The following is a 25821-nucleotide window of genomic DNA, read 5'->3' as shown; positions in this document are numbered from 1 at the left end:
ACGCACTATTTCTTAGAAGCAGACTTACCTGCCTTACGACGGACCACTTCACCAACAAAACGGATACCTTTTCCTTTGTAAGGCTCAACTTTGCGAAGGGATTTGATTTTCGCTGCTACTGCACCAATCAATTCTTTGTCGATACCTTCGAGGATCACCTTAGGGTTCTGACCTTTTTCTGAGGTCGTAGTAACCTTGATTTCTCCCGGAATCGCCATGAAAATGTTGTGTGAATAACCCAATTGAAGTTCGAGAACATTGTTCGTCGAGCTCGCTTTGTAACCTACCCCGATAATTTCAAGCTCACGCTTGTAACCTTCACCTACACCGATTACCATGTTGTTCAACAGGGAACGGTAAAGGCCGTGTAATGCTTTATGACGCTTCTGCTCTGTAGGGCGCTTCACTTTCAGCTCGCTACCTTCCACTTCAACAGTGATGTCGCTGTCAACAGCTTGGGTAAGTGTGCCTTTCGGGCCCTTTACAGATACTACGTTATCGTCTGCAACCGATACGGATACCCCCGCCGGCAACGTGATAACTTTATTTCCTATTCGTGACATTTCCTGAATAACTTTTAAATATTAATACACGAAACATAACACTTCACCACCCACATTCAGTGTCTTAGCTTCTTTATCTGTCATTACACCTTTCGATGTAGAGATGATCACTGTTCCTAAGCCGCCCAATACACGTGGCAGTGTTGATGAACCTGAATATTTACGTAGTCCAGGCTTACTAACCCTCTCCAATTTCACAATTGCAGATTGCTTTGTCACAGGATTGTATTTCAAAGCGATTTTGATAACTCCCTGAGGACCAACCTCGTCGAATTTATAGCTTTGAATGTACCCCTTGTCAAAAAGTACCTTTGTAATCTCTTTTTTTATGTTGGATGCAGGTATCTCAACAACCCGGTGCTTCGCTTTGATAGCGTTTCTGAGTCTCGTCAGATAGTCTGCTATGGGATCCGTTAACATGTTTATGCCAAGTTTAAACACCCCCTTTTGAACGGGAGTGCAAAGTTAAGTAATTGAAATCAGAATTGAAAGTATTCTTACCAACTTGATTTTGTAACTCCTGGAATTTTTCCATCTGACGCCATATCGCGGAACAGAACCCGGGAAATTCCGAATTTACGCATATAACCGCGAGGTCTTCCGGTGATTTTGCACCGGTTGTGCAGACGTACAGGAGAAGAGTTACGTGGTAACTTGTCAAGACCAACCCAGTCACCGGCAGCTTTCAACTTGCTACGTTTTTCAGCGTAGCGCTCTACTAGCGCTTGTCTTTTTCTCTCCCGTGCTTTTACTGATTCTTTTGCCATTGTCGGTAAATAATCTTAGTAGTATTTTCTTATTTATTCGCGTTCGTGAAAGGCATTCCCAATGCTTTCAGCAGCTCGTAGCTCTCTTCATCAGAGTTGGTAGAGGTCACAAAAGTGATGTCCATACCAGTGATTTTCGCTACTTTCTCGATGCTGATTTCCGGGAAAATGATTTGCTCTTTCACACCGAAAGTATAGTTTCCACGTCCATCAAATCCTTTGTCGCTGATCCCTTTGAAGTCACGTACACGTGGCATTGCAATGGTAGTAAGTCGGTCAAGGAATTCGTACATCCGGTCGCCGCGAAGCGTTACTTTCGCTCCGATAGGCATATTCTCACGCAACTTAAAGTTAGAGACCGCCTTTTTAGAAACAGTAGCGATCGCTTTCTGTCCTGTAATCAGGCTCAACTCTTCTACACCGGTGTCAACAAGTTTCTTGTCTGCCACAGCAGCACCGATTCCCTTATTGATAACAATCTTTGTCAAGCGGGGAACCTGCATGCTTGATTTGTACTGGAATTTCCCCTTCAATTGCGAAACGATTTCGCTAACGTATTTCTCTTTTAATCTAGGCGTTGCCATGTTTGAAAGTGATTATGTGGATTGCCGACCCACGCGCTTTTATAAAATTCGACTGCTTTCGGCTAAATCCGGATTACAACAAGTTTCCGGATTTTTTTGAATAGCGTTGGAGTTTTCCTTTGTCGTTCGCTTTACGGCCGGTTCTTGAAGCTTCTCCTGTTTTAGGATCTACTACCATCAGGTTACTGATGTGAATCGCGCCTTCGCGTTTTTCGATGCTTCCTTGTGGGTTTTGAGCGTTTGGCTTAACATGCTTGGTGATCATGTTCACACCTTCCACAGTAGCTCTCTGTTTTTCTACAAGCACCTTGGTGATTACGCCGGTTTCGCCTTTTGCGTTACCTGAAATCACTTTCACGGTATCACCTTTGCGAACGTGCAATTTTGCCGGTGCTTTTTTATTTGTACTTTCCATTGAGGTATTCTTCTTAACAGTTTAAAGAAATACTGATGTTTCCTACAACACTTCTGGTGCCAGTGATACGATTTTCATGAACTGCTTCTCGCGCAACTCGCGGGCAACTGGTCCGAAAATACGAGAACCACGTGGTTCGTCATTGTTGTTCAATAAAACTGCCGCATTATCTTCAAACCGGATGTAAGTTCCATCTTTGCGACGTACCTCTTTTTTAGTACGTACAACCACGGCTTTGGAAACCGTTCCTTTTTTCATGTTGCTCGAAGACAGAGCGGATTTCACTGTCACGACGATCTTATCGCCCACCGAAGCGTAACGCTTTCCAGTTCCGCCCAATACCCGGATTACGAGTACTTCTTTCGCGCCACTGTTATCGGCTACTGACAGTCTTGATTCTTGTTGTACCATGATTACTTCGCTCTTTCAAGGATTTCTACTAATCTCCAACGCTTGTTTTTGCTAAGCGGACGAGTTTCCATTACACGGATAGTATCGCCGATACCAACCTGGTTTGTTTCGTCGTGAACCATCAGCTTGGTAGTTTTAGTCATAAACTTACCATACTTGGCGTGTTTCACTTTACGCACAACGGTGATCACACAGGACTTGTCCATTTTGTTGCTCACCACTTTGCCAATTCTCTCTTTACGTAAATTTCTTACTGTTGCCTCCATAATTTCTAAACTGTTTACTGTTGGTTAGATTTAGCCGACAGCTCGGTTAAGAGTCTTGCAATTTCCTTACGTGAGGCGCGAATACGCAGAGGGTTCTCAATTGGAGAAATAGCATGCGCAAATTTCAACCGGAGTAAGCGCTCTCTCTCTTGGGCGATCTGCTCTTTAAGCTGATCCTGCGACAGATTCTTTATTTCTTTACTAGTCATTGCTTTTGATAATTAGCGGTTCTTAATACGTTCGGACTACTATGATTCCTGATAATCCCGGCGTACGACGAACCTTGTCTTAATTGGCAACTTTTGTGCAGCCAAACGCAATGCTTCGTTTGCAGTATCCAGCGCTACACCAGTCGCTTCGAAAATGATAGTTCCAGGCTTAACAGGAGCTACCCAATACTCAGGAGCACCTTTACCTTTACCCATACGAACCTCTGCAGGTTTTTTGGTAATCGGTTTGTCAGGGAATACACGGATCCAAACCTGACCTTCGCGTTTCATCGCACGTGTTACCGAGATACGAGCTGCTTCGATCTGACGAGCAGTCAACCAACCTGGTTCCAGTGCTTTTATTGCAAACGATCCAAAAGCGATCTCATGTCCGCGGGTCGCGAGACCGTTGTGCGAACCTTTGTTCTTTTGTTGTTTGCGAAATTTTGTCCTTTTCGGCTGTAACATGATTCTAATCTATTTGAACCGGTTTGATACCGGAAAGTATCTGATTACTTCTTCTTGTTCTTGTTGCGTTTGCGACGATCTGCATCACCGCCTCCTCCTTCGCCACGTGGAGCGCCGTCGTTTCTGTCACGACCGCCTCTTCTGTCGCCACGTCCGCCGCGATCGTTACCACGCTCGCCGCCTTGTGCGCTTCTTTCAGCTCTGTCGGATGCCGCAGTAGCTGCGCTTGGAGTCAAGTCACGCTTTCCGTACAATTCACCTTTGAAGATCCATACTTTAATACCGATCTTACCGTAGATAGTTTGTGCTTCGGAGATAGCGTAATCGATGTCCGCTCTCAATGTATGCAAAGGAATACGTCCTTCTTTGTATTCTTCTGTACGGGCCATTTCAGCACCACCCAGACGACCTGCCAAACGGATTTTGATTCCTTGTGTTCCTACACGCATTGCAGAAGCGATCGATTGCTTCATCGCACGACGGTAAGAAATACGAGCCTGCAATTGCTGAGCGATAGCTTCGCCTACCAGTTTCGCGTCGATTTCAGGACGTTTGATTTCGTAGATGTTGATCTGAACATCTTTGCCTGTAATCTTTTTAAGCTCTTCTTTGATTTTATCAACTTCGCTACCACCTTTTCCGATCACGATGCCTGGACGGGCAGTGTGGATCGTCAATGTGATGCGCTTCAATGTACGTTCAATAACTACTTTCGAAATCGATCCTTTCGGGATACGTGCTTTGATGTAGTTACGGATTTTCTCGTCTTCAACCAGTTTGTCAGAGAAGTCTTTTCCTCCGTACCAGCTAGATTCCCATCCTCTAACAATTCCTAGTCTCAGACCTATCGGATTAACCTTTTGTCCCATTCGAAATAGATCGTTTTACTTATGATTCGATTACTGCTTCATTTACTGACACCGATGCGTCGTCTACCACGATTGTGATGTGGTTGGAACGCTTACGGATTCTGTGTGCTCTTCCCTGAGGTGCAGGGCGCAAACGCTTCAACATACGTCCACCGTCGATGAAAACGGTTTTAACGATCAGGTCAGCGTCTTCCAGTTTCGCTCCCTCGTTCAGTTGCTGCCAGTTGGCAACAGCCGAAAGAAGCACTTTGTGCAAAACCGGCGATGAAGCTCTCGGTTGGAATTTCAAAAGTGCCAACGCTTTGCTGACCTTCTGTCCGCGAATCATGTCGGCCACCAATCTCATCTTGCGAGGAGAGGTAGGCACGTCTTTTAATATAGCTCTTGCTTCCATGTTTCTTTTCAGATCTCGGCTCGTCCGTTAGGACCAGCTACGTCGACAAATTATTTTCTTCCTTTATCTTTTTTTGCGGTGTGGCCACGGAAGTTACGGGTTGGAGAGAACTCGCCCAGTTTGTGTCCTACCATGTTTTCAGTCACATAAACCGGGATAAACTTGTTCCCGTTGTGAACTGCAAATGTGTGCCCGATAAAATCAGGCGAAATCATTGAGCGCCGCGACCAGGTCTTGATAACTGATTTGCGAGAAGAGTTATTCATCGCATCAACTTTGGCTTCAAGACGGAAGTCGATATATGGTCCTTTTTTTAATGAGCGTGCCATGTTTTACTGCTTATTTTTTACGACGGCTGATAATCAATTTCTCAGAATGCTTGTTGCGGTTACGTGTCTTGAGACCTTTCGCGAACTGACCATTTCTAGAACGAGGCTGACCTCCTGACGAACGGCCCTCACCACCACCCATCGGGTGATCAACAGGGTTCATAGCAACACCACGTACCCGTGGACGACGTCCCAACCACCTTCTGCGGCCCGCTTTTCCAAGCGAAACGTTCATGTGGCTAGCATTGGAAACAACTCCAACCGTTGCGATACAAGTTGAAAGTACCATGCGCATTTCGCCCGATGGCATTTTCAGTACCGCATATTTACCTTCTCTCGCTACCAGCTGCGCGTACGCACCGGCGCTTCTTGCAAACTGACCACCTTTACCAGGAGTCAATTCGATATTGTGTACAATCGTACCGATTGGCATAGATCCGAGTGGAAGAGCATTTCCTACCTCAGGGGCTACTGATGCGCCGGATACAATAACTTGTCCAACTTTCAGGCCGTTTGGTGCGATGATGTAACGTTTTTCTTCATCCTCAAACTGGATCAGGGCAATACGCGCTGAACGGTTTGGATCGTATTCGATCGTAAGGACAGTAGCGGGAGCGTCGAAACGATTTCTTTTGAAATCGATAACGCGGTATTTTCTTTTGTGACCGCCACCAATATATCGCATGGTACGATGTCCCTGGCTGTTACGACCACCTGTTTTCTTGATGGTTTCCAGAAGACTCTTCTCAGGCTTCGACGCGGTGATCTCCTCGAATGTAGGAGCCGAGCGGAAACGCTGACCAGCACTTGTAGGTTTTAATTTTTTAACTGCCATTTGCTATTAACTCGTCTAATGATTTGAAATCGTTCAACTAGGCTTCACCGTAAATATCGATGGCTTCGCCTTCGGCTACCGTAATGATCGCCTTTTTGATAGTTGACGTTTTTCCAGTGACAAACTTACCTCCCGATGTGCGGGATTTGCTTTTACCAATGCTGCGCATGGTGTGAACGCTTTCTACGGTAACCCCGAACAGTTTCTCAACAGCTTTTTTGATCTCTACCTTGTTTGCAGTAAGGGAGACCTCGAAAGCGTATTTACCTTGACCACCCTGAGCCGTTACCTTTTCAGTAATAATCGGACGTTTCAGTACACTCATTGTTATTTGTTCAATTGGGTTTCCAAAATAGAAATCGCAGATTCACTTATCAGAAGACGGTCTGCATTCATCAGGTCATATGTATTTACCGAATCAACAGTAGTAACTTTCGCTTTTGGAATGTTACGGCTTGACAGGTATACATTGTTATCGATCTCAGGAAGGATCAATAATGTTTTGGTGTTCACCAATGAAAGGGAATTCAAAACATTCAGATAAGACTTTGTTTTAGGCGCATCGAAAGTGAAGGCTTCCAAAACAGAGATAGCAGAAGAAGCAGCTTTAACCGAAAGCGCAGATTTGCGCGCCAAAGCTTTAACTTTCTTGTTCAGTTTGAAACCGTAAGTACGAGGACGTGGACCGAAAATACGGCCACCACCTACGAACACTGGTGATTTCATGCTACCTGCACGAGCACCGCCGGTTCCCTTCTGGCGTTTCAGTTTGCGTGTTGAGAGACTAACCTCTGCACGCTCCTTAGATTTGTGCGTTCCCTGACGCTGGTTGGCCAGGTACAGCTTTACGTCGAGATAGATCGCGTGCGTGTTAGGTTCTATGCCGAATACTTCCTCGGACACGTTTACCTTCTTGCCGGTATCTTCTCCTTTTATATTTAATACGGACAGTTCCATTGGTACTACTTCTCAATGATTAGAAATGAATTCTTTGAACCAGGTACCGAGCCACTCACAACGAGAATGTTCTGCTCAGGTATCACTTTCAGAATACGCAAATTCTGAATCTTTACACGATTGTTACCCATGCGTCCACCCATACGGATACCTTTGAATACGCGTGATGGGAATGAACAAGCACCAATCGAACCTGGGTGACGGGCCCTGTTGTGCTGACCGTGCGTCTGGCCACCTACCCCGCCGAATCCGTGACGTTTTACAACACCCTGGAAACCACGACCTTTGGCAGATCCTACAACGTCAACAAACTCGCCTTCTTCAAAGATGTCCTGTACGGACAATGAAGTTCCAAGTTCATGTTCCACTTCGAATTCCTTGAACTCAACCAATTTTTGCTTGGGAGTCGTGTTGGCTTTCTTGAAGTGGCCAATCAGAGGCTGGGAGGTGTTCTTTTCTTTCTTCTCACCAAAACCTAACTGGATAGCCTTATAGCCATCCTTTTCTTCGGACCTAACTTGTGTTACAACACAAGGACCAGCTTGGATCACAGTACATGCCAGAGCCTGCCCGTCAGCATTGTACAAACTAGTCATTCCGATTTTTTTACCAATTAAACCAGACATGTTTGAAATTTAAATTTAGCAGGTAAAACCCCTTAATCTTTAAAACGGACTGCAAAGGTAGAAAAAACGATTTTCATATCCTAACAGCCTAAAAATATTTCTCGCTGATAATCAGCAAAAAAGGTCAGATGAACGAACATCTGACCTCATTTTTCAAGAAGCTGACTGATCCGTGGCATAACCCTGTGCCTGTCAGGCTTTTCTGAGCTCAGATGTGGTTTCCAGAGGAACCCGGACCTTCATCCAATTTATGTAGTTGCTTAACTGAATAAGCCGGTATTACTAAACTTTGATCTCTACGTCAACGCCACTTGGCAATTCGAGCTTCATCAGGGCGTCTACCGTTTTTGCACTTGTTGAGAAGATATCCACCAAACGCTTGTAAGTACAAAGCTGGAATTGCTCTCTTGATTTCTTGTTAACGTGCGGCGAACGAAGAACAGTGAATTTCTCTGTCTTTGTAGGCAAAGGAATAGGACCGCTTACTACCGCGCCTGTTGCCTTTACTGCCTTAACGATTTTCTCAGCTGACTTGTCAACCAAGTTGTGGTCGAATGACCGAAGTTTGATACGGATCTTTTGATTCATTGTATTTGTTTGTTTCCGGTTCAGAAAATCTCGCCGGTGACCCCGGCAATTACACCTGCGAAAGAACCATTTACTTCACAGGCTATATCATAGAAAATGCGTTGCAGAATCGCTCCTGCAACGCACTACATCATATTAAGCTTTAACGAGGCCTTTCGCTTTCTCGATCACACCATCGGCGATGTTCTGAGGTACGATCTCGTAGTGAGAGAATGTCAGGGAAGCAGTAGCGCGACCAGATGACATCGTACGAAGGTCAGTTACATAACCGAACAGTTCTGACAGAGGTACGTCAGCTTTGATAACCTGTGCACCGTTACGAGTGTCCATACCGCGCATGATACCACGACGACGGTTCAAGTCACCTGTGATTGGACCGGTGTACTCGTCCGGGGTCAGAACTTCAACAGCCATGATAGGCTCCATCAGTTTAGAACCGGCGTGACGTGCCGCTTCTTTGAAACCGATTTTAGCAGCCAATTCGAATGACAGTGAGTCGGAGTCAACATCGTGGAATGAACCATGGAACAAACGCACTTTCATTGAATCCAATGGGTAGCCTGCCAATGCACCGTTGATCATCGCAGCTTCGAAACCTTTCTGTACCGGAGCGATGAATTCGCGAGGAATAGCACCACCTACGATCTCGTTTACGAATTGCAGACCTGGCTTAACTTCCTGGCCTGGCTCGTGGTCATCACGTGGTCCGATTTCAAATACGATATCGGCGAATTTACCACGACCACCCGTTTGTTTCTTATAAACCTCGCGGTGTTCGTAGTTCTTGGTAAGGATCTCTTTGTAAGCAACCTGAGGAGCACCCTGGTTTACCTCTACTTTAAACTCACGACGCATACGGTCGATGATGATTTCAAGGTGAAGCTCACCCATACCCTTGATGATCGTCTGACCAGTCTCTTCGTTTGATTCAACCTGGAGTGTCGGATCTTCTTCGATCAGTTTGGTAATTGCTTTCGAGAAGTTGTCGCTGTCAGCAGCTTTCTTAGGCTCGATCGCATAACCGATAACCGGCTCTGGGAACACCATTGATTCGAGTACGATCGGCGCTTTTTCCTCAGAAAGGGTATCTCCCGTTTTGATGTCTTTAAAACCTACTACCGCACCAATATCACCCGCTTCAAGCTTATCGATCTGATTTTGCTTGTTAGCGTGCATTTGGAAAATACGTGAGATACGCTCTTTGTTCCCCGAACGGTTGTTCAATACATAAGAACCTGATTCAAGTACGCCCGAATAAGAACGGATGAAGCAAAGGCGACCTACATAAGGGTCAGTAGCGATCTTGAATGCAAGCGCGCAGAAAGGATCTGATTCAGAAGGCTTACGGCTTACTTCGTTTCCAGTGCGTGGATCTGTACCGACGATATTTTCGCGGTCAAGTGGTGAAGGCAGGATAGCCATCACGTAATCCAGCATAGTTTGAACACCTTTGTTTTTGAAAGAAGAACCGCAAACCATTGGCACGATCTTCATGCTGATGGTCGCAGCGCGCAATGCGGCAAGGATTTCGTCTTCCGAGATCGAGTTAGGATCTTCGAAATATTTCTCCATTAAAGTATCGTCGAACTCAGCAACCGCTTCGAGCAATTTCTCTCTCCATTCAGTAGCTTCTTCCAGCATATCATCAGGAATAGGCACCTCGGTGAAAGTCATACCTTTATCAGCTTCGTTCCATTCGATACCACGGAAGTTAACGAGGTCAACCACACCACGGAATGAATCCTCAGCACCGATAGGCAATTGAAGAGGTACCGCGTAGCTGCCCAGCATTTCTTTCACCTGGTTACAAACTTTCAGGAAGTCAGCACCTGAACGGTCCATTTTGTTTACAAAACCGATACGTGCTACGTTATAGTTATTAGCAAGGCGCCAGTTTGTTTCAGACTGTGGCTCAACACCATCTACTGCACTGAAAAGGAACACCAGGCCATCCAATACGCGGAGTGAACGGTTTACCTCTACGGTAAAGTCAACGTGTCCCGGAGTATCGATGATGTTGATGTGGTATTTTTCGCCGCGGTAGTTCCAGTTAACTGTCGTAGCAGCGGATGTAATAGTGATACCACGCTCCTGCTCCTGCTCCATCCAGTCCATCGTAGCAGCACCATCGTGCACCTCTCCGATTTTGTGGCTAACCCCTGCGTAGTAAAGGATACGCTCCGTTGTCGTTGTTTTACCGGCATCGATGTGCGCAGCAATACCTATGTTTCTTGTTAATCTTAAATCACGTGCCATGACAGATGGTGATGTGTTTTTTTATATTCAAAGTGCAATTCAATGCGAAGCTGTTCGAACTTTCCTCTTAGCGTAAAGTGCTGGTTTTGAAAATTCAGAGCGCAAAAGTATAAATTGTTGATTATAAAAACAATTAAGGAAAAGTTATTTTTCTCAAAACCACTAAAATAAAAATCGGGAACCCGGATAAACCGGGCTCCCGACCATAATTTATGTCTTCGCTCCTGATTAGAAACGGAAGTGCGAGAACGCCTTGTTGGCATCTGCCATACGGTGCGTATCGTCTTTCTTCTTCACAGCAGCACCTTCACCTTTCGCAGCAGCGATGATTTCGCCAGCCAGACGATCGACCATAGTTTTCTCACCACGCTTACGTGCGTAATTGATCAACCATTTCATGCCCAGTGACTGCTTACGCTCAGGACGAACTTCAGTTGGAACCTGGAAAGTAGCACCACCTACACGACGGCTCTTCACTTCCACAGAAGGAGTAACATTGTTCAATGCTTTTCTCCAAGTTTCCAGACCGTTTTCGCTGGTTTTTTTCTCAACCAGCTCCAATGCGTCGTAGAAAATGGTGAATGCGATACTCTTCTTTCCTTCGTACATCAGGTTGTTAACGAATTTAGTAACCTGTACGTCCCGGAACTTCGGGTCAGGAAGGATATATCTCTTTTTAGGTTTCGACTTTCTCATTTTATCTTAATGTTTTTAACGAGGTTTCGTTTTGCAACTTATTCACCCTGAGGTAATGGTCAGGATTACTTCCCTTTTATAAGAATTGAATTACTTAATAAAAGCAGAGAGAGTTACTTTTTATTTTTTCTTACCTTTCACTGGTGCTGCCGGAGCTTGTCCTGGTTTCGGGCGCTTAGCACCGTATTTAGAACGACGTTGTTTACGGCCGTTAACACCTGCGGTATCCAATGCACCACGGATGATGTGGTAACGAACACCTGGCAAATCCTTCACACGACCACCGCGGATCAATACGATCGAGTGCTCTTGCAGGTTGTGGCCTTCACCTGGGATGTAGGCGTTCACTTCCTTGTTGTTCGACAGACGAACACGGGCTACTTTACGAAGCGCCGAGTTTGGCTTCTTAGGCGTAGTTGTGTACACCCGAGTGCACACGCCCCGACGCTGAGGGCATGAATCCAAAGCCGGAGACTTGGATTTCCATGTAATGGTCTCTCTACCTTTACGGACTAATTGTGAAATAGTAGGCATTTAACAATTTGATTTTGATCCGGTTAACAAACCGGTCGTTTGTTATATAAACACTTTTCCCGAAAAATCGGACTGCAAAAGTAATAAACCATCCTTGATTTACAAACCGTTAACAACTTTTTTTCATGCACTTCCTACCATTCGGTGTCAGGGGTTGTCAGGAAGTGGTCAGGAAATGGTCATGTTGTAGTCAGGGAATGGTTGGTATGTAACCGTTGGAATTTGACAGAATCTCGGGTTTAGACGGATAAATGCAGCAGAAATTCACGAAAAGCTCATTTTTCGAATAAAATTCTTCCTATCTGGTATCCCGAATTTTATTTCCAATCGTTGTTTATTAGTATTGTTTTTCAGAAACCCAGTGCGCGTCGAATCGTTTGATTTTATACTTCACATTATGAAACTTTTCCGGAGTTACTTTACTCTCATAGTTTGTTTTGCCACGTGTTTATATTTGTCCGGCTGCAACTCGGCGATGCAGGCATACAAAGACGGCCAAAAGAAATTTGCGAACGGAGAATACGACCTGGCCATCAAGGGTTTCCAGAAAGCCGCCGAAGCCAACATTGAACCGGTACAGACAAGCTATCTAATCGCCGAATCCTACCGCCTTTCCAACCGCTTCAAGGAGGCCGTTCCCTACTACAAAAAAGCTCTCGACGGAGGCATTACCAATCCCGATGCCCGCTTTCAGTATGCTTATGCATTGAAAACAACGGGGGACTATGCCGACGCTTCCGCCCAATTCTCTGAATTCGCCAAAGGCGAGAACGTGCCGCAAAACTTGCAGGAACGCGCATTGCGCGAGGTAGAAATCCTGAAAATTGCCGATCGGTTGAAAACCACTAAAATGGAAGTCGAGCTGAAATCGCTCCCCCTCAATACGGCAGGTTCCGAGTTTTCGCCTACGGTAGTCGGCAATGAGCTGATTTTCTCTTCTTCCAAAAAAGAAAAAATCTATAAGAACAACGGCCAGCCGATGCTGGGCCTCTATAAAATCAATATCGCGTCTGACCCGGGCAATACACAGGGTAATCCGGTGGTGTTTAGCCAGGAAATTTTCTCCCCTGATGCCAATGAAGGCTCACCCGCATTCTCTCCTGACGGCAAAACACTGGTTTTTGCGAGAGGTAACACCGGCAAAAAGAACGGAGGTGTGGACGTGGACCTTTACATGAGCCGCAATATCAATGGCCAATGGACGCCCCCTGCAATCCTGCCTATCAACGACTCCCTGGCGTGGGACGGATCGCCGGCATTCTCCCGCGATGGAAAAACGCTTTACTTCGCATCTAACCGCGCAGGTGGTGTGGGTGGCATCGACATTTACCGCACCAATATGGATGCCTCTGGCCGGTTCAGCCGCCCGGTAAACATGGGACGTGACATTAATACCCCCGGTGACGACATGTTCCCCTATGTAGCCGAGGGGGGGAAACTCTATTTTGCATCGGACGGACACCCTGGTCTCGGTAAGCTCGATTTGTTTTCTGCAACGAGAACACAAGGTGTAATCACAATCGAAAACATGGGCCTGCCATTCAATAGCCCGCAAGATGATTTCGGACTGGTGTTTTATCAAAACCTTACCAAAGGCTTTTTCGCGTCCAACCGCGATGGCGGCAAGGGTGACGACGACATTTACTACTTTGCCGGACCGGAAGAAGAGGACACGACCAAAATCGCGAAACACACCGATCCGAACGACCCGCTTAATCCGAACAACCCGAACTACATCAACGGCAAGCGGAAAGTGGTGCGTTACTTCCTCGGCGGTACCGTCCTCGCGAATGGCGAAACCCCTACCCCGATCGATTCGGCGATAGTACATATTCTTCCGGACACTTCGGATACGCAAATCGCCGAATTCCCGACTGCAAAAGACGGCAAGTTCGGCCGGCAGCCGGTGGAAGAAGGCAAATCCTACCAGTTGTTAGTGCAGCGCAAAGGCTATATCAGCAAGCGCGAGCCATTCTCGATGTCGGGCCGCAACATTCCGCCGATATTCCTGACCAAAGAACTGACAGACACGACATTCAACGTTACCATCAAACTCGACAAGCTGGAACTGAACAAAACCTTCGTTCTGGAAAACATCTATTACGATTTGAACAAATACAATATTCGCCCGGATGCCGCCGTGGAGCTGGATAAATTGGTTCAAATACTGAAAGACAACCCGACGATGACCATCGAGCTCAGCTCACACACGGATGCGCGCGCAACAGACGCTTATAACATGACCCTCTCGCAAAACCGCGCCGAGTCGGCTGTGGCTTACCTGGCTTCCAAAGGCATTGAACCCGATAGAATGGAAGCCAAAGGTTATGGAGAAAGGGAGCTCATTATTCCGAATGCAAAGACCGAAGAAGAGCATCAGCGCAACCGCCGTACGGAATTCACAATCCTGAGTTATTGATTTAGCCGACCATAAGAGGGCCCGCTGTGAACCGAACTATTCGCAGCGGGCTTTTTCGTATAATTGCATTTCTTAATATTTCCCAAAGAATACTTATCAGTTTATATTAATGGCCCGACGCATAATCTATTGGTTCCGGAATGATTTGAGGTTAAAGGATAACCAGGCACTTTCCGCAGCCGTTGGCTCAGCCGATGAAATCATCCCGGTATATGTTTTTGATCCCCGCCAATTTGAAAAAACAAAGCTCGGCTTCCGCAGAACCGGCGCATTGCGGGCGCGCTTCCTGATCGAATCCGTGGCCGAGCTCCGCGAAAATATACGGCAAAAAGGCGGCGACTTGCTCATACGCACGGGTAAGCCGGAGGAGATTGTGGCCAAGCTCGCTGAAGACTACAATGCCGACTATGTTTACACCAGCAAGGAAATCGCCCCGCAAGAAACCCGCATTGAGTCTTCATTGAGCAAAAACCTCAAAACGGCGAACGTCGATATCAAACTGTTCTGGATGGACACGATGATCAGTGCATTTGACCTCCCGTTCCGGATATCGAAGCTACCGTCCGGCTTTCCGGAATTTGAAAGGCTGTTGAGTAACGACCTTAAAATAAAGGATCAGTTCCCAACGCCGACGGTAATCACATTACCCGCCGATTTCGAAGCCGGAGCCATTCCCGGGTTGCCGGAACTAGGCATTGACCCGAATGAAATCCCATCGGAAACCTCGGGCGTATCACAAGGCGGCGAAACCCGTGCATTGGCTGTTTTGAAGGAATATGTGGAGCAATATGTCAAAAAAGACATTGCCTACCCTTCGGCAGAGCCGCTTACCGACACCCGGCTTTCTGACTGGCTCTCGCTGGGCTGCATTTCGGCATCTTATATTTATCGAAGTGTAAAGACCGCCCAGTCACATGCCGTAACGGAAGACGCTATCATTACTAACCTGCTGAGAAGGGAGTTCCTGCATTGGACATTGCTCCGTTTCGGCCCGCGCATGTTCAAGCCGAGCGGTGTGAAACATCATTTCAACCGCCGTTGGAAGAATGATAATGTCATATTCGAGAAATGGGTAAACGCGCAGACCGAGAGCGAGGCAATAAATGGTATCATCCGAAAGCTGGCTGCCACCGGCTTCATTACAGCAGCACAACGTGAATCCGCGGCTAAATACCTCGTCGACGACCTCGACATCAACTGGACCTGGGGTGCCATGTATTTTGAAAGCCTGTTGCTGGACTATGAGGCGTCTGTCAACTGGGGCCGCTGGAACAATGTTGCCGGCGTCGGTGAAGATTAATTTACCGGGTTTTGACTTCAAAACCCGCCATCCCACGCTAGCAGGCCCATATTGCCTCAGGGGACCGGTTATGTAGTTTTTCTTAAAGATTTTGCTAGCTTTGGTCAACTTTGAACCACATTCAATAACTCTAAACTGAATATTAAAATGTCAAAAGGACTCATTGCAGTTATCGTCGTAGTTCTGATTCTCGGATTCGTTGGCTGCGGTAAATATAATGGCCTCGTACAGAAAGATGAGGTCGTAAAAGAGGCTTGGGCCGGAGTGGAAAGCCAGTACCAGCGCCGCGCAGACCTTATTCCCAACCTGGTTAACACCGTGAAAGGTGCGGCCGATTTCGAAAAAAGCACATTGACGGCCGTGATCGAGGCGCGTAGCAAAGCCACGCAAACCACGATCAATGCAGACCAGCTTACCCCTGAAAACATCGCCAAATTTCAGGCGGCCCAAGATCAGTTGAGCGGTTCGCTGTCACGCCTGCTTGTATCGGTGGAACAATACCCTCAGTTGAAAGCCAACCAGAACTTCCTCGAACTGCAAGCCCAGCTCGAAGGCACTGAGAACCGCATTACCGTGGAACGCGGCAAGTTCAATACGGTCGTGAAAGACTATAACCAGGAAGTGCGCACCTTCCCGACCAACCTCTTCGCCGGGGTGTTCGGCTTCTCCCAGAAAGGCTACTTCACAGCCGCTCCAGGCTCCGAAAAAGCGCCTACCGTACAATTCTGAGTTTCAGCGCCGGGCCATTCCAAAAAGCCCGGCGCAGTGTTTTTTCTCCATCCGTATCAATCCGGCCCCATGGCAACCGAACCCCTATTTTTCACCAACGAAGAGCAGCAATACATTGTTGAGGCAATTCAGGAAGCAGAAAAACAGACTTCCGGGGAAGTGAAAGTGCATATCGAAAAGAAATGTCCCACGCCCGACGTCATGGAGCGTGCCAAGGAGGTATTCCTTTTCCTGCACCTGCACGAAACCGCAGAGCGGAATGGGGTATTGTTCTACCTCGCATACGAAGACCGGAAATTCGCGGTACTCGGCGACAAGGGGATCGACGAAAAGGTCACTGCCGACTTTTGGGACAGTACCAAAGAGCTCCTCCGCAAACATTTTAAAGCCGGGGAGTTTAAGGAAGGGCTTCGCCACGGCATTCTGGAAGCCGGTTTACAATTGAAAAAACACTTCCCCTACCAGTCCGGCGACATCAATGAACTTCCGGATGATATTTCGTTCGGCCAATAGACTATGAAGCAATTCGTCATTTACCTACTGCTTGTCATCGCGGCATTTGCCGGCGTGCAGGCGCAGGATATTCCCCCAAAACCCGATCCTCCAAGGCTCGTCAACGACCTTGCCAACCAGCTTAACCCCAACGAACGGCAGATGCTGGAACAGAAACTCGTAGCCTATAATGATTCCACATCCTCTCAGATCGTGATTGTGACTGTGCCGACATTAGGTGACTACCCTATCGCCGACTATGCATTCAAGCTCGGTACAGAATGGGGCGTCGGCCAGAAAGGCAAGAATAACGGTATTGTGCTGCTTTGGGCACCGAAAGAGCGAAAAGTATTTATTGCAACAGGCTATGGCCTCGAGGGCGCGATACCAGATGCTATTGCCAAGCGCATCGTCTCCCAGGTAATTACCCCGCAGTTCAAAGCGGGACAATTTTACCAAGGCCTTAATGATGGCGTCGATATGATATTCAAATACGCTTCAGGCGAGTACAAGGCAGATCCGAAGCAGAACAACGGCGAAGGTGACGGCTTCCCTCCCCTGCTGATTGTCGTGATCATATTCATCATTATCCTCATCATCATATTCCGCAACCGGGGCGGTGGCGGCGGTAACCGTGGCTATCGCGATATAGGGATTCCGCCTATATTCTTCCCCTACACCACGCATTCAGGTCGTGGTAGCTCATCGGGCAACTGGGGCGGCGGATTTGGTGGAGGAGATGGCGGCGGGTTCGGCGGATTTGGTGGCGGCAGCTTCGGAGGCGGCGGCGCAGGTGGTGATTATTAGTATTCAAAAAATCCATAATAGAAAAGCGGGTAGAAGCATTGGTCTTCTGCCCGCTTTTCTATTATGATCACAGCACGACGTATATTAGTGGCATACTTTTTTGTACCTATTCCATAAACTATATCACCAAAACCTAAACGTAGATTATGGAAAGAAAAAGCAATACCGGTCTGGTAGTCGGATTGATCCTGATGACCATCCTGGCAGCAGTGTTCGGATACCTTTATTACAAGGAACACAACATTACCCAAAAGCAGGAAACTGACCTTACAGCCCGGGTTCAGGAACTTGCGGCCTCCGAAATTAAGCTGGATTCGATCTCTAAACAGCTCGATGCCCGCATTCTGGAAGTACAGAATCTGGGCGGCGATATCGCTGAACTGCAAAAAGTCAAAGCCTCCCTTGAAAGTGACCGTGCGGCATTACGTAAGGGCAATGCAAGCATGGGCCGAAAAATCAAGGAATATGAGGAATTTCTCACCAAAAAGGACACTGAGATTGCACAGCTCCGCGAGGAGAATCAACAGCTGATTAGCCAGAACGAAGGCCTTACCCAGGAACGGAACGAATTACAGACAAGCCGCCAGGCAGTACGCGACTCATTAAGCGGCGTTCAGGCCAAAAACACCGAGCTAGAATCGAAAGTGACCATGGCTGCGGCCTTGCGCGCACGTAACGTGAAGGTGTATGCGGTATCGTCCAAAGGCAAAGTGCGCGAGGGCGAAAATGTAAAGTCAAAAAGAGTCGATAAAGTACGCGTGGATTTCATTCTCGAAAAGAACCCGCTCACCGCAACGGACAATAAAACCATCTATCTCCGTATCATCGACCCAAGCGGCGCTACCATTTCGGACACCAAAACCGGCTCCGGCGTTTTCCAATATAACGGCCAGGAACAAGCCTACACGATCAGCAAGGACATTGTGTATTCCAACAACAATCAGGACGTAAGTATCATGTACGACCGCGATGCCCCATTCACATCGGGCAAGTACACCATCGAACTCTATTCTGAGGGATTTTCAATCGGCGAAGGGTCGTTCTCCGTTAAGTAAGCCGGTTGTAAAACGTTTATTCACAGCGGTAGCAGTCGTCACAAACTGCTACCGCTTTTATTTTTATGATTGATTGATATTTACCCATAATTCCTATCTTGCACGATAAAAACGTCTGTTTACAACCCCAAAAACCAAATAAAACACTTCTCTTTCTATGTCTTCACAGATTTCCCAAAAACACCCCAAAGGGCTGTATGTCTTGTTCTTTGCCGAAATGTGGGAACGTTTCAGCTATTATGGCATGCGGGCCATTCTTCTGCTTTTTCTCCTCGATAATATCAAAGGCGGAATGGGAATGAGTGCAGCCGAAGGAACGGCTATTTACGGACTGTATACTGCTTCCGTTTATTTGCTTACACTGCCCGGTGGCTGGTTAGCCGACAACATTCTGGGTCAGAAAAAAGCTATATGGTATGGAGGCATCGTCATTATGCTGGGGCACATTATCCTGGCATTGCCCGCCGGACCGGCCATATTCTTTCTCGGATTAAGCACGGTAGCGATTGGTACCGGGCTTCTGAAACCGAATATCAGCTCCATTGTCGGCGAGCTTTATCCCGAAGGCGGGGCACGTCGCGACGCGGCATTCTCTATCTTTTATATGGGAATTAACCTGGGTTCCTTCCTCGGTATCGCTATCGTGGGCTATCTGGGCGAAAAAGTCAACTGGCATATGGGTTTTGGCGCAGCTGCAATAGGCATGTTGCTCGGGCTGATCGTGTTCCGGTATGGAAGCGCTACATACCTGAAAGGGCTGGGTGAAGTACCATCGGCGAAGGAAGCCAGCGAAGAAGCCGTTGAACCTGCATCAAGCAGCAACAAAATGCTGGGCTACGGCCTGATCGCATTGCTGGTCGTGTTCCTGATCGTGCTGCAATCGACAGGTACTATTAATATGACCACCGCGCAGGGCCTCGCGCAAGGCGCCGGTATCATTATCGTTTCCATTTCTGCTGCCTACTTCCTCTTTATCCTCGTAGCGGGCGGGCTTACGCGCGTGGAGAAATACCGGGTCGGGGTGTTGATCATACTCTTCCTGGCCATCGCATTGTTCTGGGCAGGCTACGAGCAGGCGGGCACCTCATTACAAATCTTCGCGGAACGCCACACGCAGCGAATGATTGGCGGGTGGGAGGTGCCTTCGAGCTGGTTTCAGAACTTCCAGCCTACTTTCGTACTGATCTTCGCACCTGTGCTGGCGAGCCTTTGGATATCACTTTCTTCCAAAAACCGTAACCCTTCCATTCCTGTCAAATTCGCAATGGGTTTGATATTGCTCGGTCTGAGCTTCTTTGTAATGGTAGCCGCTTCGAACATCGCAGTGAAAGGGGAGCTGGCTTCGCCGTTTTTCCTCACATTTACCTACTTCCTGCACACGATTGGCGAGCTTTGCGTGAGCCCCGTCGGGTTAAGCTCCTACACTAAACTGGCGCCAAAGCGTTATGTGAGCCAATTAATGGGTATCTGGTTCGTGGGCGCATCGCTGGGTAACCTGATCGCCGGGCTCTTCGCGGGCGGTTTCGATGAATCGAATGTGTTGCAAATGCCGGCATTGTTCAACCAGGTGGCCATCATTACCACCATTTTTGGTTTGATCCTGCTCGTATTCTGGAAGCCGATCAAAGGCTGGATGGGTGGGATTCACTAAGTCTTTTTATATACTTCAAAAACAAATACATCAAAAAATGAAATCAGCCGCATTCCGTGCTGCCGCTCTGGCCCTTTTGGTGAGCCTGGCAGGATGTAAAAAAGAAAAGGAAGAAACCGACACCACCAAAGTACCCGGCTTCGATGTGAGCTCGCTCGACTCGACAGCCAAAGCCTGCGACGACTTTGATTCCTATGCCAATGGCGGCTGGAAAAAGAAAAACCCGATCCCGGGTACCGAAAGCCGCTGGGGCGCCTTCGGCATACTGGATAAGGAGAACAAGGAGGTGCGCCTGAAAGGTATCATCGAAGAGATAACGAAAGTTCAGAACCGCAAGAAAGGTACCGAAGAACAGCAGATCGCCGATTACTATCAATCGTTCCTCGACACGGCAACGGTAGAGAAACGTGCATTAGAGCCTCTGAAACCTTATCTCGACAAAATCAATGCGGTGGCTTCCCTTAAAGACCTCGCAGCGGTAGCAGGCGAAATGCAGAAGGTGGGTGTGGAAACCGTTACCGGCTTCGGTGTGGAAGGTGATTTAAGAAATAGCAAAGTTAACATCCTTTACCAGGGACAGGACGGTCTGAGTCTCGGCGAGCGCAGTTACTACGACCGCACCGATTCCAGCACCGTGAAAGTGCGCGGCGAGTTTGTAAAGCACGTCGACAAGATGTTCTCCATGGCAGGCTTTCCCGAAGCCAACCCGGGCCAGACAATCCTTGACTTCGAAACTAAAGTAGCTAAGCTGCAACTGACCAATGTGGAGTTGCGTGACCCGGTGAAGACTTATAACAAAATGGCCTTCGCCGATTTCGAAAAGCTGATCCCGGATTTCGACCAGAAAACGTTTGCAGATAAGCAGGACATCAAGACGGACACTTTGATTGTCCAGAACAAACCTTATTTGCAAAACCTGAACAAGCTGTTGAAGGCGACGCCGATTGCGACGCTGAAACTGTATTCCAAATGGCAGTTGCTCTCGACTTTCGCAGGTTATTTACCCAAAAAGTTCGATCAGGAGGATTTCCGCTTCTTTGCAACGGTAATGCGGGGAACCAAGCAGCAGAAAGGCCGCGTGGAACGTGCGATCCGCTCCACCGATGGTTTGCTGGGTATGCCGCTCGGTAAGCTGTTCGTGAAAAAATACTTCCCGGAAGAAGATAAGAAGAAGGTGTCCGAAATGATCGAGAACGTGCGCACTGTCTACGGCGAACGGATCGACAAGCTGACGTGGATGAGCGATTCCACCAAGGCCAAAGCCCATAAAAAACTCAAAGCATTTACCTACAAAATCGGCTATCCTGATAAATGGAAGGATTATTCGTCCATCGAAATCGCGCCGGACAAGCTATTTGAAAATGTGATTTCAGCATCGCTGTTCGCGCACAAGGAGAATGTGGACAAAATCGGCAAGGAGGTGGACAAGAAAGAATGGCTCATGACCCCGCAGACGGTGAACGCCTACTACAACCCGTTGAACAACGAGGTGGTGTTCCCGGCCGGTATCCTGCAACCACCATTCTATAACCGCAATGCCGATGATGCGATCAACTACGGCGGTATCATTGCCGTGATCGGCCATGAGTTTACCCACGGTTTCGACGACCAGGGTTCGCAGTTCGACGACGAAGGCAATCTCAAAAACTGGTGGACTGCCGCCGACCGCGCCAATTTCGACAAACTGACCAAACGCTACATCGACTATTTTAGCGGCATCGAAGCATTACCCGGTTTTAAGATCAACGGCGCACTGACCATCGGCGAGAACGTAGCCGACCTGGGCGGACTCACATTGGCTTATTATGCTTTGGAAAAATCTTTCAACGGGAAAGAGCCGGCTCCCATCGACGGCTTTACCTGGCAACAGCGTTTCTTCCTCGGCTGGGCCCAAGTATGGCACATGAACACCACCGACGAAGCGTTACGCAACCAGGTACAAACCGACCCGCATTCACCGGCCCGCGACCGTATCAACGGTCCGCTGCCACATTTGAAGGAATTCCAGGCAGCATGGAGCTGCGGCGCCGGAAGCAAGATGGTACTGCCTGATTCGTCGCGGATTGTGATCTGGTAAGGGAGTTTATGAGTTCAAAGTTTATGAGTTCAAAGTTTATGAGTTCAGAGTTTATGAGTTCAGAGTTGAAAGTTCAAAACTTTAAATTTTAACTCTCAACTTTAAACTTTAAACTCTAAACTTTAAACCCTCAACTTTAAACTCTAAACTCATAGACTCAAAATTCCACAAGCCTCACTTCCCTGCAAGATACTTGTTCCGATAAGCACTCGGACTACACCCCTTAGCCTGCCTGAACTGGCGGGCTATATTTTTGCTATCCCCCAACCCCATATCCAGTGCAATTTCAAACACTGACATGTCGGTATCGAGCAATTTTTGTGTGAATTTCTCGATCCGCAGGTTGAAGATGTATTTGTAAATCGGATAACCGGTGATTTCCAGAAAACGCTTCTCCAACGCCCTGCGCGAAAGCGGTACTTGCTTCACAACTTCATCAACGTGCAGGTTTTTGTCAATATTCTGGTGAATGTATTTTAAGGATGAAGCGATGTGGTCATCGGCGGTGGCGTAAATGTCCGTCGAATGCCGGGTAATGACCTGGGTGGGACGTACTACCACGTCGTAATATTCCGTAGTGCCATGCTTGATCATGTGATCGAGCAGTTTGGCAGCGTCATAGCCCCCTTTTTCCACATCGAGTGCAATACTCGAAAGCGGAGGATCGGACAAGTCGCAGATCATTTCATCATTATCCACGCCCAGCACGGCCACTTCCTCGGGTATGCGTATGCCCACGTGCCTGCACGCCTCCGTGATGTGCTGGCCCTGGTTGTCGTCACAGGTCATGAGGCCGATCGGCTTGGGCAACGATTTCAGCCAGCGGCTCAGCGAGCTGGGCTTGTAATACCAAAGCTCCGTGGAACGCGACTTTTTATGCTCGAAATAATGTACTTTATGCCCCTTCTTCCGCAAATGCTCTTCAAAGCCTTCCGCACGCTCGCGCGACCACACGATATCGTTAAAACCGTAGAATGCAAAGTTGGTAAAGCCTTTTTTGAGGAAGTAATCGGCGCCCATTTGCCCGGCCTCATGGTAGGCACCGGTGATGTTGGGTATTTCGGTGAAGCGTTCCTTGAAATCCTGCGCAATGACCGGAATCCCGGCCCGGACGATCTTATCGATTTCCTTATTATATAATTGTCCTACAATACCATCCGCTCCCCATTCCAATGCCCATTTCAGAATACCATCGATCCCGATCGTCTCACGATGGAAAAGCGGCATCCGGCAGAAGATCCACGGGCCGAATTCTTTGGAATACGCATTGATCCCCTTCATCAGGCTCTTACTGTATTCCTCCGCAAAGTCGAGCAGGAGAATGATTTTGTACATATAAATATCCTTTCAACCGAGCTTGAACAGCTCCTTCACGCTCGATACCGTTTCATTGTTAACGAGCGGTTTAGCCCACATTCCAATACTTAAAATATAACCCAGTGGAATCAGCAGGAAGAGCATCGCAAAACGCAGCCCCACTAACTCCCCCAACCCCCCGACGATCAGCGGCACAACCGCACCACCCGCAATACCCGCGCAAAGAATCCCGGAAAACGTGCCGTGGTGTTTTGGAACGGAGTTTAATGCCAGTGAAAATATCACCGAATACATCACCGACGCAAAAAAACCCGCCATCGGGAAGCCGATCAAAGCCATTTCTTTTGATCCGAACAAGGCCATCAGCAACGACGCAATGCCCCCGCAAGTGAAGAATACCAGTACTTTCCGGCTATCGAAGATTTTCAACAATATCAAACCGAGGAAACAACCGATGGTGAGCAAGCCCCAGAAATAGGAAATCACCGAAGCGCCGGTCGTCGCCGGATCCACGTCATGATAGGTTTGCAGAAATTGTGAAATCCAATTGGCAATGCCCTGCTCGGTACCCACATAGGCAAATATCCCCAGGAAGAACAGCCATACCAGCTTGTTCGCCGCCAGTTCGCCGAACGATTTCCCCACGTCGATCCGCTCGTCTTCCAGCAATTCCACCTTCGGAAATTTCACCAAGGCGATGACTACGACCATCGCCAGCGCAATCACCGCAAAAACCCAATACAGCGAAACCCATTTCAGGTTCTCGGGCACCAGACCATTTAATATATCAATCAAAAAACCGGAATTCCCCGAGTGCACATTCAATACCAGATAACTATAAAGCAACGGGCTCAGAAATGATGCTGCACCGAAGAACAGCTGCGCAAGCACCGAGTAAAATGCAAACTTCTCCTCCCCGCCTGAAACCCGCAACAGGGGGTTAATGACCACCTGCAAAATGGCCATTCCAATGCCGATCAGGAAAAGTGAAAACAGTGCCACGAAAAAGCTGGGGACCAATGCAAAGAGCAGTGCTCCGCCGAATGCTAGTAGGAACGCCGCGATCAGCATTACTTTCTCGCCGAACTTTTCCACCATCAGCCCCGCCGGGATCGACATCACCCCGTAAGCAACAAAGAATGCAAACGGCAGGAAACCCGCCAGACCAATGCTCAGATCAAAACTTTTGACGATATCAGGAATGATCGGACCGAGGATATTGGTCAGGAAGGAAATGACGAAAAAGATCAGGAAGATCAGTACTACGATGAAAATGTTCCTTTGCATCAGGGTCGCGCGTGGTTTGGTAGCCTAATTTAAATCTAAAACTGCATTACATCAATCGTCGAGCAATGCCGCAGCGCCCAGCAATGCAATATTTTCGTTTTCCGATAGCAGCAGTGTCAGCTTTTTCAAAGATTCGGGATAAGCAAAATCCTGAATGCTTTCCAGCATGCTATCCTGGAAAAAACGGTTGGCTTTGGCAATGGAGCCGCCCATAACGATCGCCTCGGGGTCGTAGGTATACATGATCGCCTTGATTACCGCCCCCAAATGCACCCCGAATTCTTCCCAGACTTCCATCGCCTCCTTGTTGCCCTTTAATGCCGCCTCGTGTGCCGCGAACGCGTCGATACCCAGGGATTCTTCGAAGAACCGGCTGCATACATAGTTTTCCAATATCGAATCCTTGTAAGGCAGCATGCCGATTTCCCCTGCCCCGCAATTCTTTCCCGCGTACAAATGGTTATCAATGATAATGCCCGAGCCCAGGCCCGTACCAATCGCCATGCCGATCACCGACTGGAACTTCCGTGCCAATCCGAAACGGTGCTCGCCAAGCACGAAGCAGTTCACATCATTATTCACCGAAACCGGCAGGTTGAATTCCTTTTCCACAATGTCGCGCAATGCGACCTCTTCCCACGAAGGGATATTCATGACATTATAAACAATGCCTTTGTTCACGTCCACGACCGAAGGCACCCCAATACCGATACCTTTCACGGGATAGGCCGTCAACGGACGGATGACGTCCATCAGTTGGTCGAGCGTTGCCGACAGCGAATGTTTGTTGGCCAGTAATGTCTGATTTTGCCGGGTAATATGGCCACCCGACTCGATGCCGGCACGAATGTTCGTGCCGCCGAGATCTACACCAATGTTCATCGACGGTGAGGAGTTGAGCTGTAAGCTGCGTTAAACGA

31 protein-coding genes are annotated in these 25821 nt (G+C 48.0%); 8 read left to right on the top strand and 23 right to left on the bottom strand.

Annotated elements, in window-relative coordinates:
- Positions 1-5: 5 nt before the first annotated feature.
- The 20 genes from rplF to rpsL form a co-directional block, all read right to left on the bottom strand.
- Entirely contained in the window at positions 6-563 is a 558-nt protein-coding gene (rplF, locus tag ACQ4MZ_RS08580; RefSeq protein ID WP_430844304.1) for a 50S ribosomal protein L6, read from the bottom strand.
- Between the two features lie 21 nt (positions 564-584).
- The gene (gene rpsH / locus ACQ4MZ_RS08575) at positions 585-983 is read right to left on the bottom strand and encodes a 30S ribosomal protein S8 (RefSeq protein WP_026350532.1); all 399 of its coding nucleotides are present in this window, start codon (positions 981-983) and stop codon (positions 585-587) included.
- A gap of 77 nt (positions 984-1060) precedes the next feature.
- Positions 1061-1330 (bottom strand): 30S ribosomal protein S14, encoded by a 270-nt coding sequence (gene rpsN, locus ACQ4MZ_RS08570; RefSeq protein WP_015813801.1) that lies wholly within the window; start codon positions 1328-1330, stop codon positions 1061-1063.
- A gap of 29 nt (positions 1331-1359) precedes the next feature.
- Positions 1360-1914, bottom strand: coding sequence for a 50S ribosomal protein L5 (rplE, locus tag ACQ4MZ_RS08565; RefSeq protein WP_430844303.1), 555 nt, complete (start codon positions 1912-1914; stop codon positions 1360-1362).
- Between the two features lie 73 nt (positions 1915-1987).
- Positions 1988-2329, bottom strand: a complete 342-nt coding sequence (gene rplX / locus ACQ4MZ_RS08560) for a 50S ribosomal protein L24 (protein WP_223401956.1) — start codon at positions 2327-2329, stop codon at positions 1988-1990.
- A gap of 42 nt (positions 2330-2371) precedes the next feature.
- The gene (gene rplN, locus ACQ4MZ_RS08555; RefSeq protein WP_015813798.1) at positions 2372-2740 is read right to left on the bottom strand and encodes a 50S ribosomal protein L14; all 369 of its coding nucleotides are present in this window, start codon (positions 2738-2740) and stop codon (positions 2372-2374) included.
- A gap of 2 nt (positions 2741-2742) precedes the next feature.
- On the bottom strand, positions 2743-3006 hold the full coding sequence (rpsQ, locus tag ACQ4MZ_RS08550; protein WP_430844301.1) for a 30S ribosomal protein S17: 264 nt from the start codon (positions 3004-3006) through the stop codon (positions 2743-2745).
- Positions 3007-3020: 14 nt separating this feature from the next.
- Positions 3021-3215 (bottom strand): 50S ribosomal protein L29, encoded by a 195-nt coding sequence (rpmC, locus tag ACQ4MZ_RS08545; RefSeq protein WP_015813796.1) that lies wholly within the window; start codon positions 3213-3215, stop codon positions 3021-3023.
- A 39-nt stretch (positions 3216-3254) separates the two neighbouring features.
- Positions 3255-3683: a 50S ribosomal protein L16 gene (gene rplP, locus ACQ4MZ_RS08540; protein ID WP_019941740.1), complete on the bottom strand. Its 429-nt coding sequence runs from the start codon at positions 3681-3683 to the stop codon at positions 3255-3257.
- Positions 3684-3727: 44 nt separating this feature from the next.
- The gene (gene rpsC / locus ACQ4MZ_RS08535) at positions 3728-4552 is read right to left on the bottom strand and encodes a 30S ribosomal protein S3 (RefSeq protein ID WP_019941739.1); all 825 of its coding nucleotides are present in this window, start codon (positions 4550-4552) and stop codon (positions 3728-3730) included.
- A gap of 19 nt (positions 4553-4571) precedes the next feature.
- The gene (rplV, locus tag ACQ4MZ_RS08530) at positions 4572-4946 is read right to left on the bottom strand and encodes a 50S ribosomal protein L22 (RefSeq protein WP_090152025.1); all 375 of its coding nucleotides are present in this window, start codon (positions 4944-4946) and stop codon (positions 4572-4574) included.
- Positions 4947-4996: 50 nt separating this feature from the next.
- Complete coding sequence (gene rpsS / locus ACQ4MZ_RS08525) at positions 4997-5275, bottom strand: 30S ribosomal protein S19 (protein WP_430844298.1); 279 nt, start codon at positions 5273-5275, stop codon at positions 4997-4999.
- A gap of 10 nt (positions 5276-5285) precedes the next feature.
- Complete coding sequence (gene rplB, locus ACQ4MZ_RS08520) at positions 5286-6110, bottom strand: 50S ribosomal protein L2 (RefSeq protein WP_430844297.1); 825 nt, start codon at positions 6108-6110, stop codon at positions 5286-5288.
- 37 nt (positions 6111-6147) lie between these two features.
- On the bottom strand, positions 6148-6435 hold the full coding sequence (gene rplW, locus ACQ4MZ_RS08515) for a 50S ribosomal protein L23 (RefSeq protein WP_015813790.1): 288 nt from the start codon (positions 6433-6435) through the stop codon (positions 6148-6150).
- Positions 6436-6437: 2 nt separating this feature from the next.
- A complete protein-coding gene (gene rplD, locus ACQ4MZ_RS08510) occupies positions 6438-7067 on the bottom strand; it encodes a 50S ribosomal protein L4 (RefSeq protein ID WP_106594289.1) in 630 nt (209 codons plus the stop codon).
- 5 nt (positions 7068-7072) lie between these two features.
- Entirely contained in the window at positions 7073-7693 is a 621-nt protein-coding gene (gene rplC, locus ACQ4MZ_RS08505) for a 50S ribosomal protein L3 (RefSeq protein WP_015813788.1), read from the bottom strand.
- A 282-nt stretch (positions 7694-7975) separates the two neighbouring features.
- Positions 7976-8281 (bottom strand): 30S ribosomal protein S10, encoded by a 306-nt coding sequence (rpsJ, locus tag ACQ4MZ_RS08500; RefSeq protein WP_015813787.1) that lies wholly within the window; start codon positions 8279-8281, stop codon positions 7976-7978.
- A 135-nt stretch (positions 8282-8416) separates the two neighbouring features.
- The gene (gene fusA, locus ACQ4MZ_RS08495; RefSeq protein WP_430844294.1) at positions 8417-10537 is read right to left on the bottom strand and encodes an elongation factor G; all 2121 of its coding nucleotides are present in this window, start codon (positions 10535-10537) and stop codon (positions 8417-8419) included.
- 228 nt (positions 10538-10765) lie between these two features.
- On the bottom strand, positions 10766-11233 hold the full coding sequence (gene rpsG / locus ACQ4MZ_RS08490) for a 30S ribosomal protein S7 (protein ID WP_430844292.1): 468 nt from the start codon (positions 11231-11233) through the stop codon (positions 10766-10768).
- A gap of 120 nt (positions 11234-11353) precedes the next feature.
- Positions 11354-11767, bottom strand: coding sequence for a 30S ribosomal protein S12 (gene rpsL, locus ACQ4MZ_RS08485; RefSeq protein ID WP_026350530.1), 414 nt, complete (start codon positions 11765-11767; stop codon positions 11354-11356).
- Positions 11768-12242: 475 nt separating this feature from the next.
- Here rpsL and ACQ4MZ_RS08480 point away from each other — a divergent pair, with 475 nt between their 5' ends.
- From ACQ4MZ_RS08480 to ACQ4MZ_RS08445, 8 genes are all read left to right on the top strand, one after another.
- Positions 12243-14186, top strand: coding sequence for an OmpA family protein (locus ACQ4MZ_RS08480; protein ID WP_430844289.1), 1944 nt, complete (start codon positions 12243-12245; stop codon positions 14184-14186).
- A 109-nt stretch (positions 14187-14295) separates the two neighbouring features.
- Complete coding sequence (locus tag ACQ4MZ_RS08475; protein WP_430844288.1) at positions 14296-15486, top strand: deoxyribodipyrimidine photo-lyase; 1191 nt, start codon at positions 14296-14298, stop codon at positions 15484-15486.
- Between the two features lie 147 nt (positions 15487-15633).
- Positions 15634-16215 (top strand): LemA family protein, encoded by a 582-nt coding sequence (locus ACQ4MZ_RS08470; RefSeq protein ID WP_090152000.1) that lies wholly within the window; start codon positions 15634-15636, stop codon positions 16213-16215.
- Between the two features lie 69 nt (positions 16216-16284).
- Complete coding sequence (locus tag ACQ4MZ_RS08465; RefSeq protein ID WP_430844285.1) at positions 16285-16728, top strand: TPM domain-containing protein; 444 nt, start codon at positions 16285-16287, stop codon at positions 16726-16728.
- Positions 16729-16731: 3 nt separating this feature from the next.
- Positions 16732-17514: a TPM domain-containing protein gene (locus tag ACQ4MZ_RS08460; protein ID WP_430844284.1), complete on the top strand. Its 783-nt coding sequence runs from the start codon at positions 16732-16734 to the stop codon at positions 17512-17514.
- Between the two features lie 146 nt (positions 17515-17660).
- Positions 17661-18569: a hypothetical protein gene (locus ACQ4MZ_RS08455; RefSeq protein ID WP_430844282.1), complete on the top strand. Its 909-nt coding sequence runs from the start codon at positions 17661-17663 to the stop codon at positions 18567-18569.
- Positions 18570-18726: 157 nt separating this feature from the next.
- Positions 18727-20220: a peptide MFS transporter gene (locus tag ACQ4MZ_RS08450; RefSeq protein ID WP_430844280.1), complete on the top strand. Its 1494-nt coding sequence runs from the start codon at positions 18727-18729 to the stop codon at positions 20218-20220.
- Positions 20221-20257: 37 nt separating this feature from the next.
- Positions 20258-22297, top strand: coding sequence for a M13 family metallopeptidase (locus ACQ4MZ_RS08445; protein WP_430844278.1), 2040 nt, complete (start codon positions 20258-20260; stop codon positions 22295-22297).
- 174 nt (positions 22298-22471) lie between these two features.
- Here the strand turns inward: ACQ4MZ_RS08445 and ACQ4MZ_RS08440 are convergent, their stop codons facing one another.
- Genes ACQ4MZ_RS08440 through ACQ4MZ_RS08430 form a run of 3 tightly spaced genes read right to left on the bottom strand, consistent with a single transcriptional unit; the run spans position 22472 to position 25783 of the window.
- On the bottom strand, positions 22472-23632 hold the full coding sequence (locus ACQ4MZ_RS08440; protein ID WP_430844277.1) for a substrate-binding domain-containing protein: 1161 nt from the start codon (positions 23630-23632) through the stop codon (positions 22472-22474).
- Between the two features lie 12 nt (positions 23633-23644).
- Positions 23645-24901, bottom strand: coding sequence for an MFS transporter (locus ACQ4MZ_RS08435; protein WP_430844275.1), 1257 nt, complete (start codon positions 24899-24901; stop codon positions 23645-23647).
- Positions 24902-24952: 51 nt separating this feature from the next.
- Positions 24953-25783, bottom strand: a complete 831-nt coding sequence (locus ACQ4MZ_RS08430; RefSeq protein WP_430844273.1) for an ROK family protein — start codon at positions 25781-25783, stop codon at positions 24953-24955.
- Positions 25784-25821: the final 38 nt, after the last annotated feature.

Origin of the sequence: Dyadobacter sp. BHUBP1, assembly GCF_050587785.1 — a bacterium.
In the GTDB taxonomy this organism is placed as follows: Bacteria; Bacteroidota; Bacteroidia; order Cytophagales; family Spirosomataceae; genus Dyadobacter.
Note: the sequence above shows the minus strand (reverse complement) of the source record. Positions and strands in the feature narration are given on the sequence as shown.

Coding starts and splice junctions, on each gene's coding strand:
- fusA (WP_430844294.1), bottom strand. CDS start 10,537: ATGGCACGTGATTTAAGATTAACAAGAAACATAGGTATTGCTGCGCAC.
- rpsL (WP_026350530.1), bottom strand. CDS start 11,767: ATGCCTACTATTTCACAATTAGTCCGTAAAGGTAGAGAGACCATTACA.
- ACQ4MZ_RS08470 (WP_090152000.1), top strand. CDS start 15,634: ATGTCAAAAGGACTCATTGCAGTTATCGTCGTAGTTCTGATTCTCGGA.
- ACQ4MZ_RS08445 (WP_430844278.1), top strand. CDS start 20,258: ATGAAATCAGCCGCATTCCGTGCTGCCGCTCTGGCCCTTTTGGTGAGC.
- rpsN (WP_015813801.1), bottom strand. CDS start 1,330: ATGGCAAAAGAATCAGTAAAAGCACGGGAGAGAAAAAGACAAGCGCTA.
- ACQ4MZ_RS08475 (WP_430844288.1), top strand. CDS start 14,296: ATGGCCCGACGCATAATCTATTGGTTCCGGAATGATTTGAGGTTAAAG.
- rplW (WP_015813790.1), bottom strand. CDS start 6,435: ATGAGTGTACTGAAACGTCCGATTATTACTGAAAAGGTAACGGCTCAG.
- ACQ4MZ_RS08450 (WP_430844280.1), top strand. CDS start 18,727: ATGTCTTCACAGATTTCCCAAAAACACCCCAAAGGGCTGTATGTCTTG.
- rplV (WP_090152025.1), bottom strand. CDS start 4,946: ATGGAAGCAAGAGCTATATTAAAAGACGTGCCTACCTCTCCTCGCAAG.
- rplF (WP_430844304.1), bottom strand. CDS start 563: ATGTCACGAATAGGAAATAAAGTTATCACGTTGCCGGCGGGGGTATCC.
- rplB (WP_430844297.1), bottom strand. CDS start 6,110: ATGGCAGTTAAAAAATTAAAACCTACAAGTGCTGGTCAGCGTTTCCGC.
- rpsC (WP_019941739.1), bottom strand. CDS start 4,552: ATGGGACAAAAGGTTAATCCGATAGGTCTGAGACTAGGAATTGTTAGA.
- rpsS (WP_430844298.1), bottom strand. CDS start 5,275: ATGGCACGCTCATTAAAAAAAGGACCATATATCGACTTCCGTCTTGAA.
- ACQ4MZ_RS08460 (WP_430844284.1), top strand. CDS start 16,732: ATGAAGCAATTCGTCATTTACCTACTGCTTGTCATCGCGGCATTTGCC.
- rplN (WP_015813798.1), bottom strand. CDS start 2,740: ATGGTACAACAAGAATCAAGACTGTCAGTAGCCGATAACAGTGGCGCG.
- rplP (WP_019941740.1), bottom strand. CDS start 3,683: ATGTTACAGCCGAAAAGGACAAAATTTCGCAAACAACAAAAGAACAAA.
- rpsH (WP_026350532.1), bottom strand. CDS start 983: ATGTTAACGGATCCCATAGCAGACTATCTGACGAGACTCAGAAACGCT.
- rpsQ (WP_430844301.1), bottom strand. CDS start 3,006: ATGGAGGCAACAGTAAGAAATTTACGTAAAGAGAGAATTGGCAAAGTG.
- rplC (WP_015813788.1), bottom strand. CDS start 7,693: ATGTCTGGTTTAATTGGTAAAAAAATCGGAATGACTAGTTTGTACAAT.
- rplD (WP_106594289.1), bottom strand. CDS start 7,067: ATGGAACTGTCCGTATTAAATATAAAAGGAGAAGATACCGGCAAGAAG.
- rplE (WP_430844303.1), bottom strand. CDS start 1,914: ATGGCAACGCCTAGATTAAAAGAGAAATACGTTAGCGAAATCGTTTCG.
- ACQ4MZ_RS08435 (WP_430844275.1), bottom strand. CDS start 24,901: ATGCAAAGGAACATTTTCATCGTAGTACTGATCTTCCTGATCTTTTTC.
- ACQ4MZ_RS08430 (WP_430844273.1), bottom strand. CDS start 25,783: ATGAACATTGGTGTAGATCTCGGCGGCACGAACATTCGTGCCGGCATC.
- rpsG (WP_430844292.1), bottom strand. CDS start 11,233: ATGAGAAAGTCGAAACCTAAAAAGAGATATATCCTTCCTGACCCGAAG.
- rpsJ (WP_015813787.1), bottom strand. CDS start 8,281: ATGAATCAAAAGATCCGTATCAAACTTCGGTCATTCGACCACAACTTG.
- ACQ4MZ_RS08455 (WP_430844282.1), top strand. CDS start 17,661: ATGGAAAGAAAAAGCAATACCGGTCTGGTAGTCGGATTGATCCTGATG.
- ACQ4MZ_RS08465 (WP_430844285.1), top strand. CDS start 16,285: ATGGCAACCGAACCCCTATTTTTCACCAACGAAGAGCAGCAATACATT.
- rpmC (WP_015813796.1), bottom strand. CDS start 3,215: ATGACTAGTAAAGAAATAAAGAATCTGTCGCAGGATCAGCTTAAAGAG.
- ACQ4MZ_RS08440 (WP_430844277.1), bottom strand. CDS start 23,632: ATGTACAAAATCATTCTCCTGCTCGACTTTGCGGAGGAATACAGTAAG.
- rplX (WP_223401956.1), bottom strand. CDS start 2,329: ATGGAAAGTACAAATAAAAAAGCACCGGCAAAATTGCACGTTCGCAAA.
- ACQ4MZ_RS08480 (WP_430844289.1), top strand. CDS start 12,243: ATGCAGGCATACAAAGACGGCCAAAAGAAATTTGCGAACGGAGAATAC.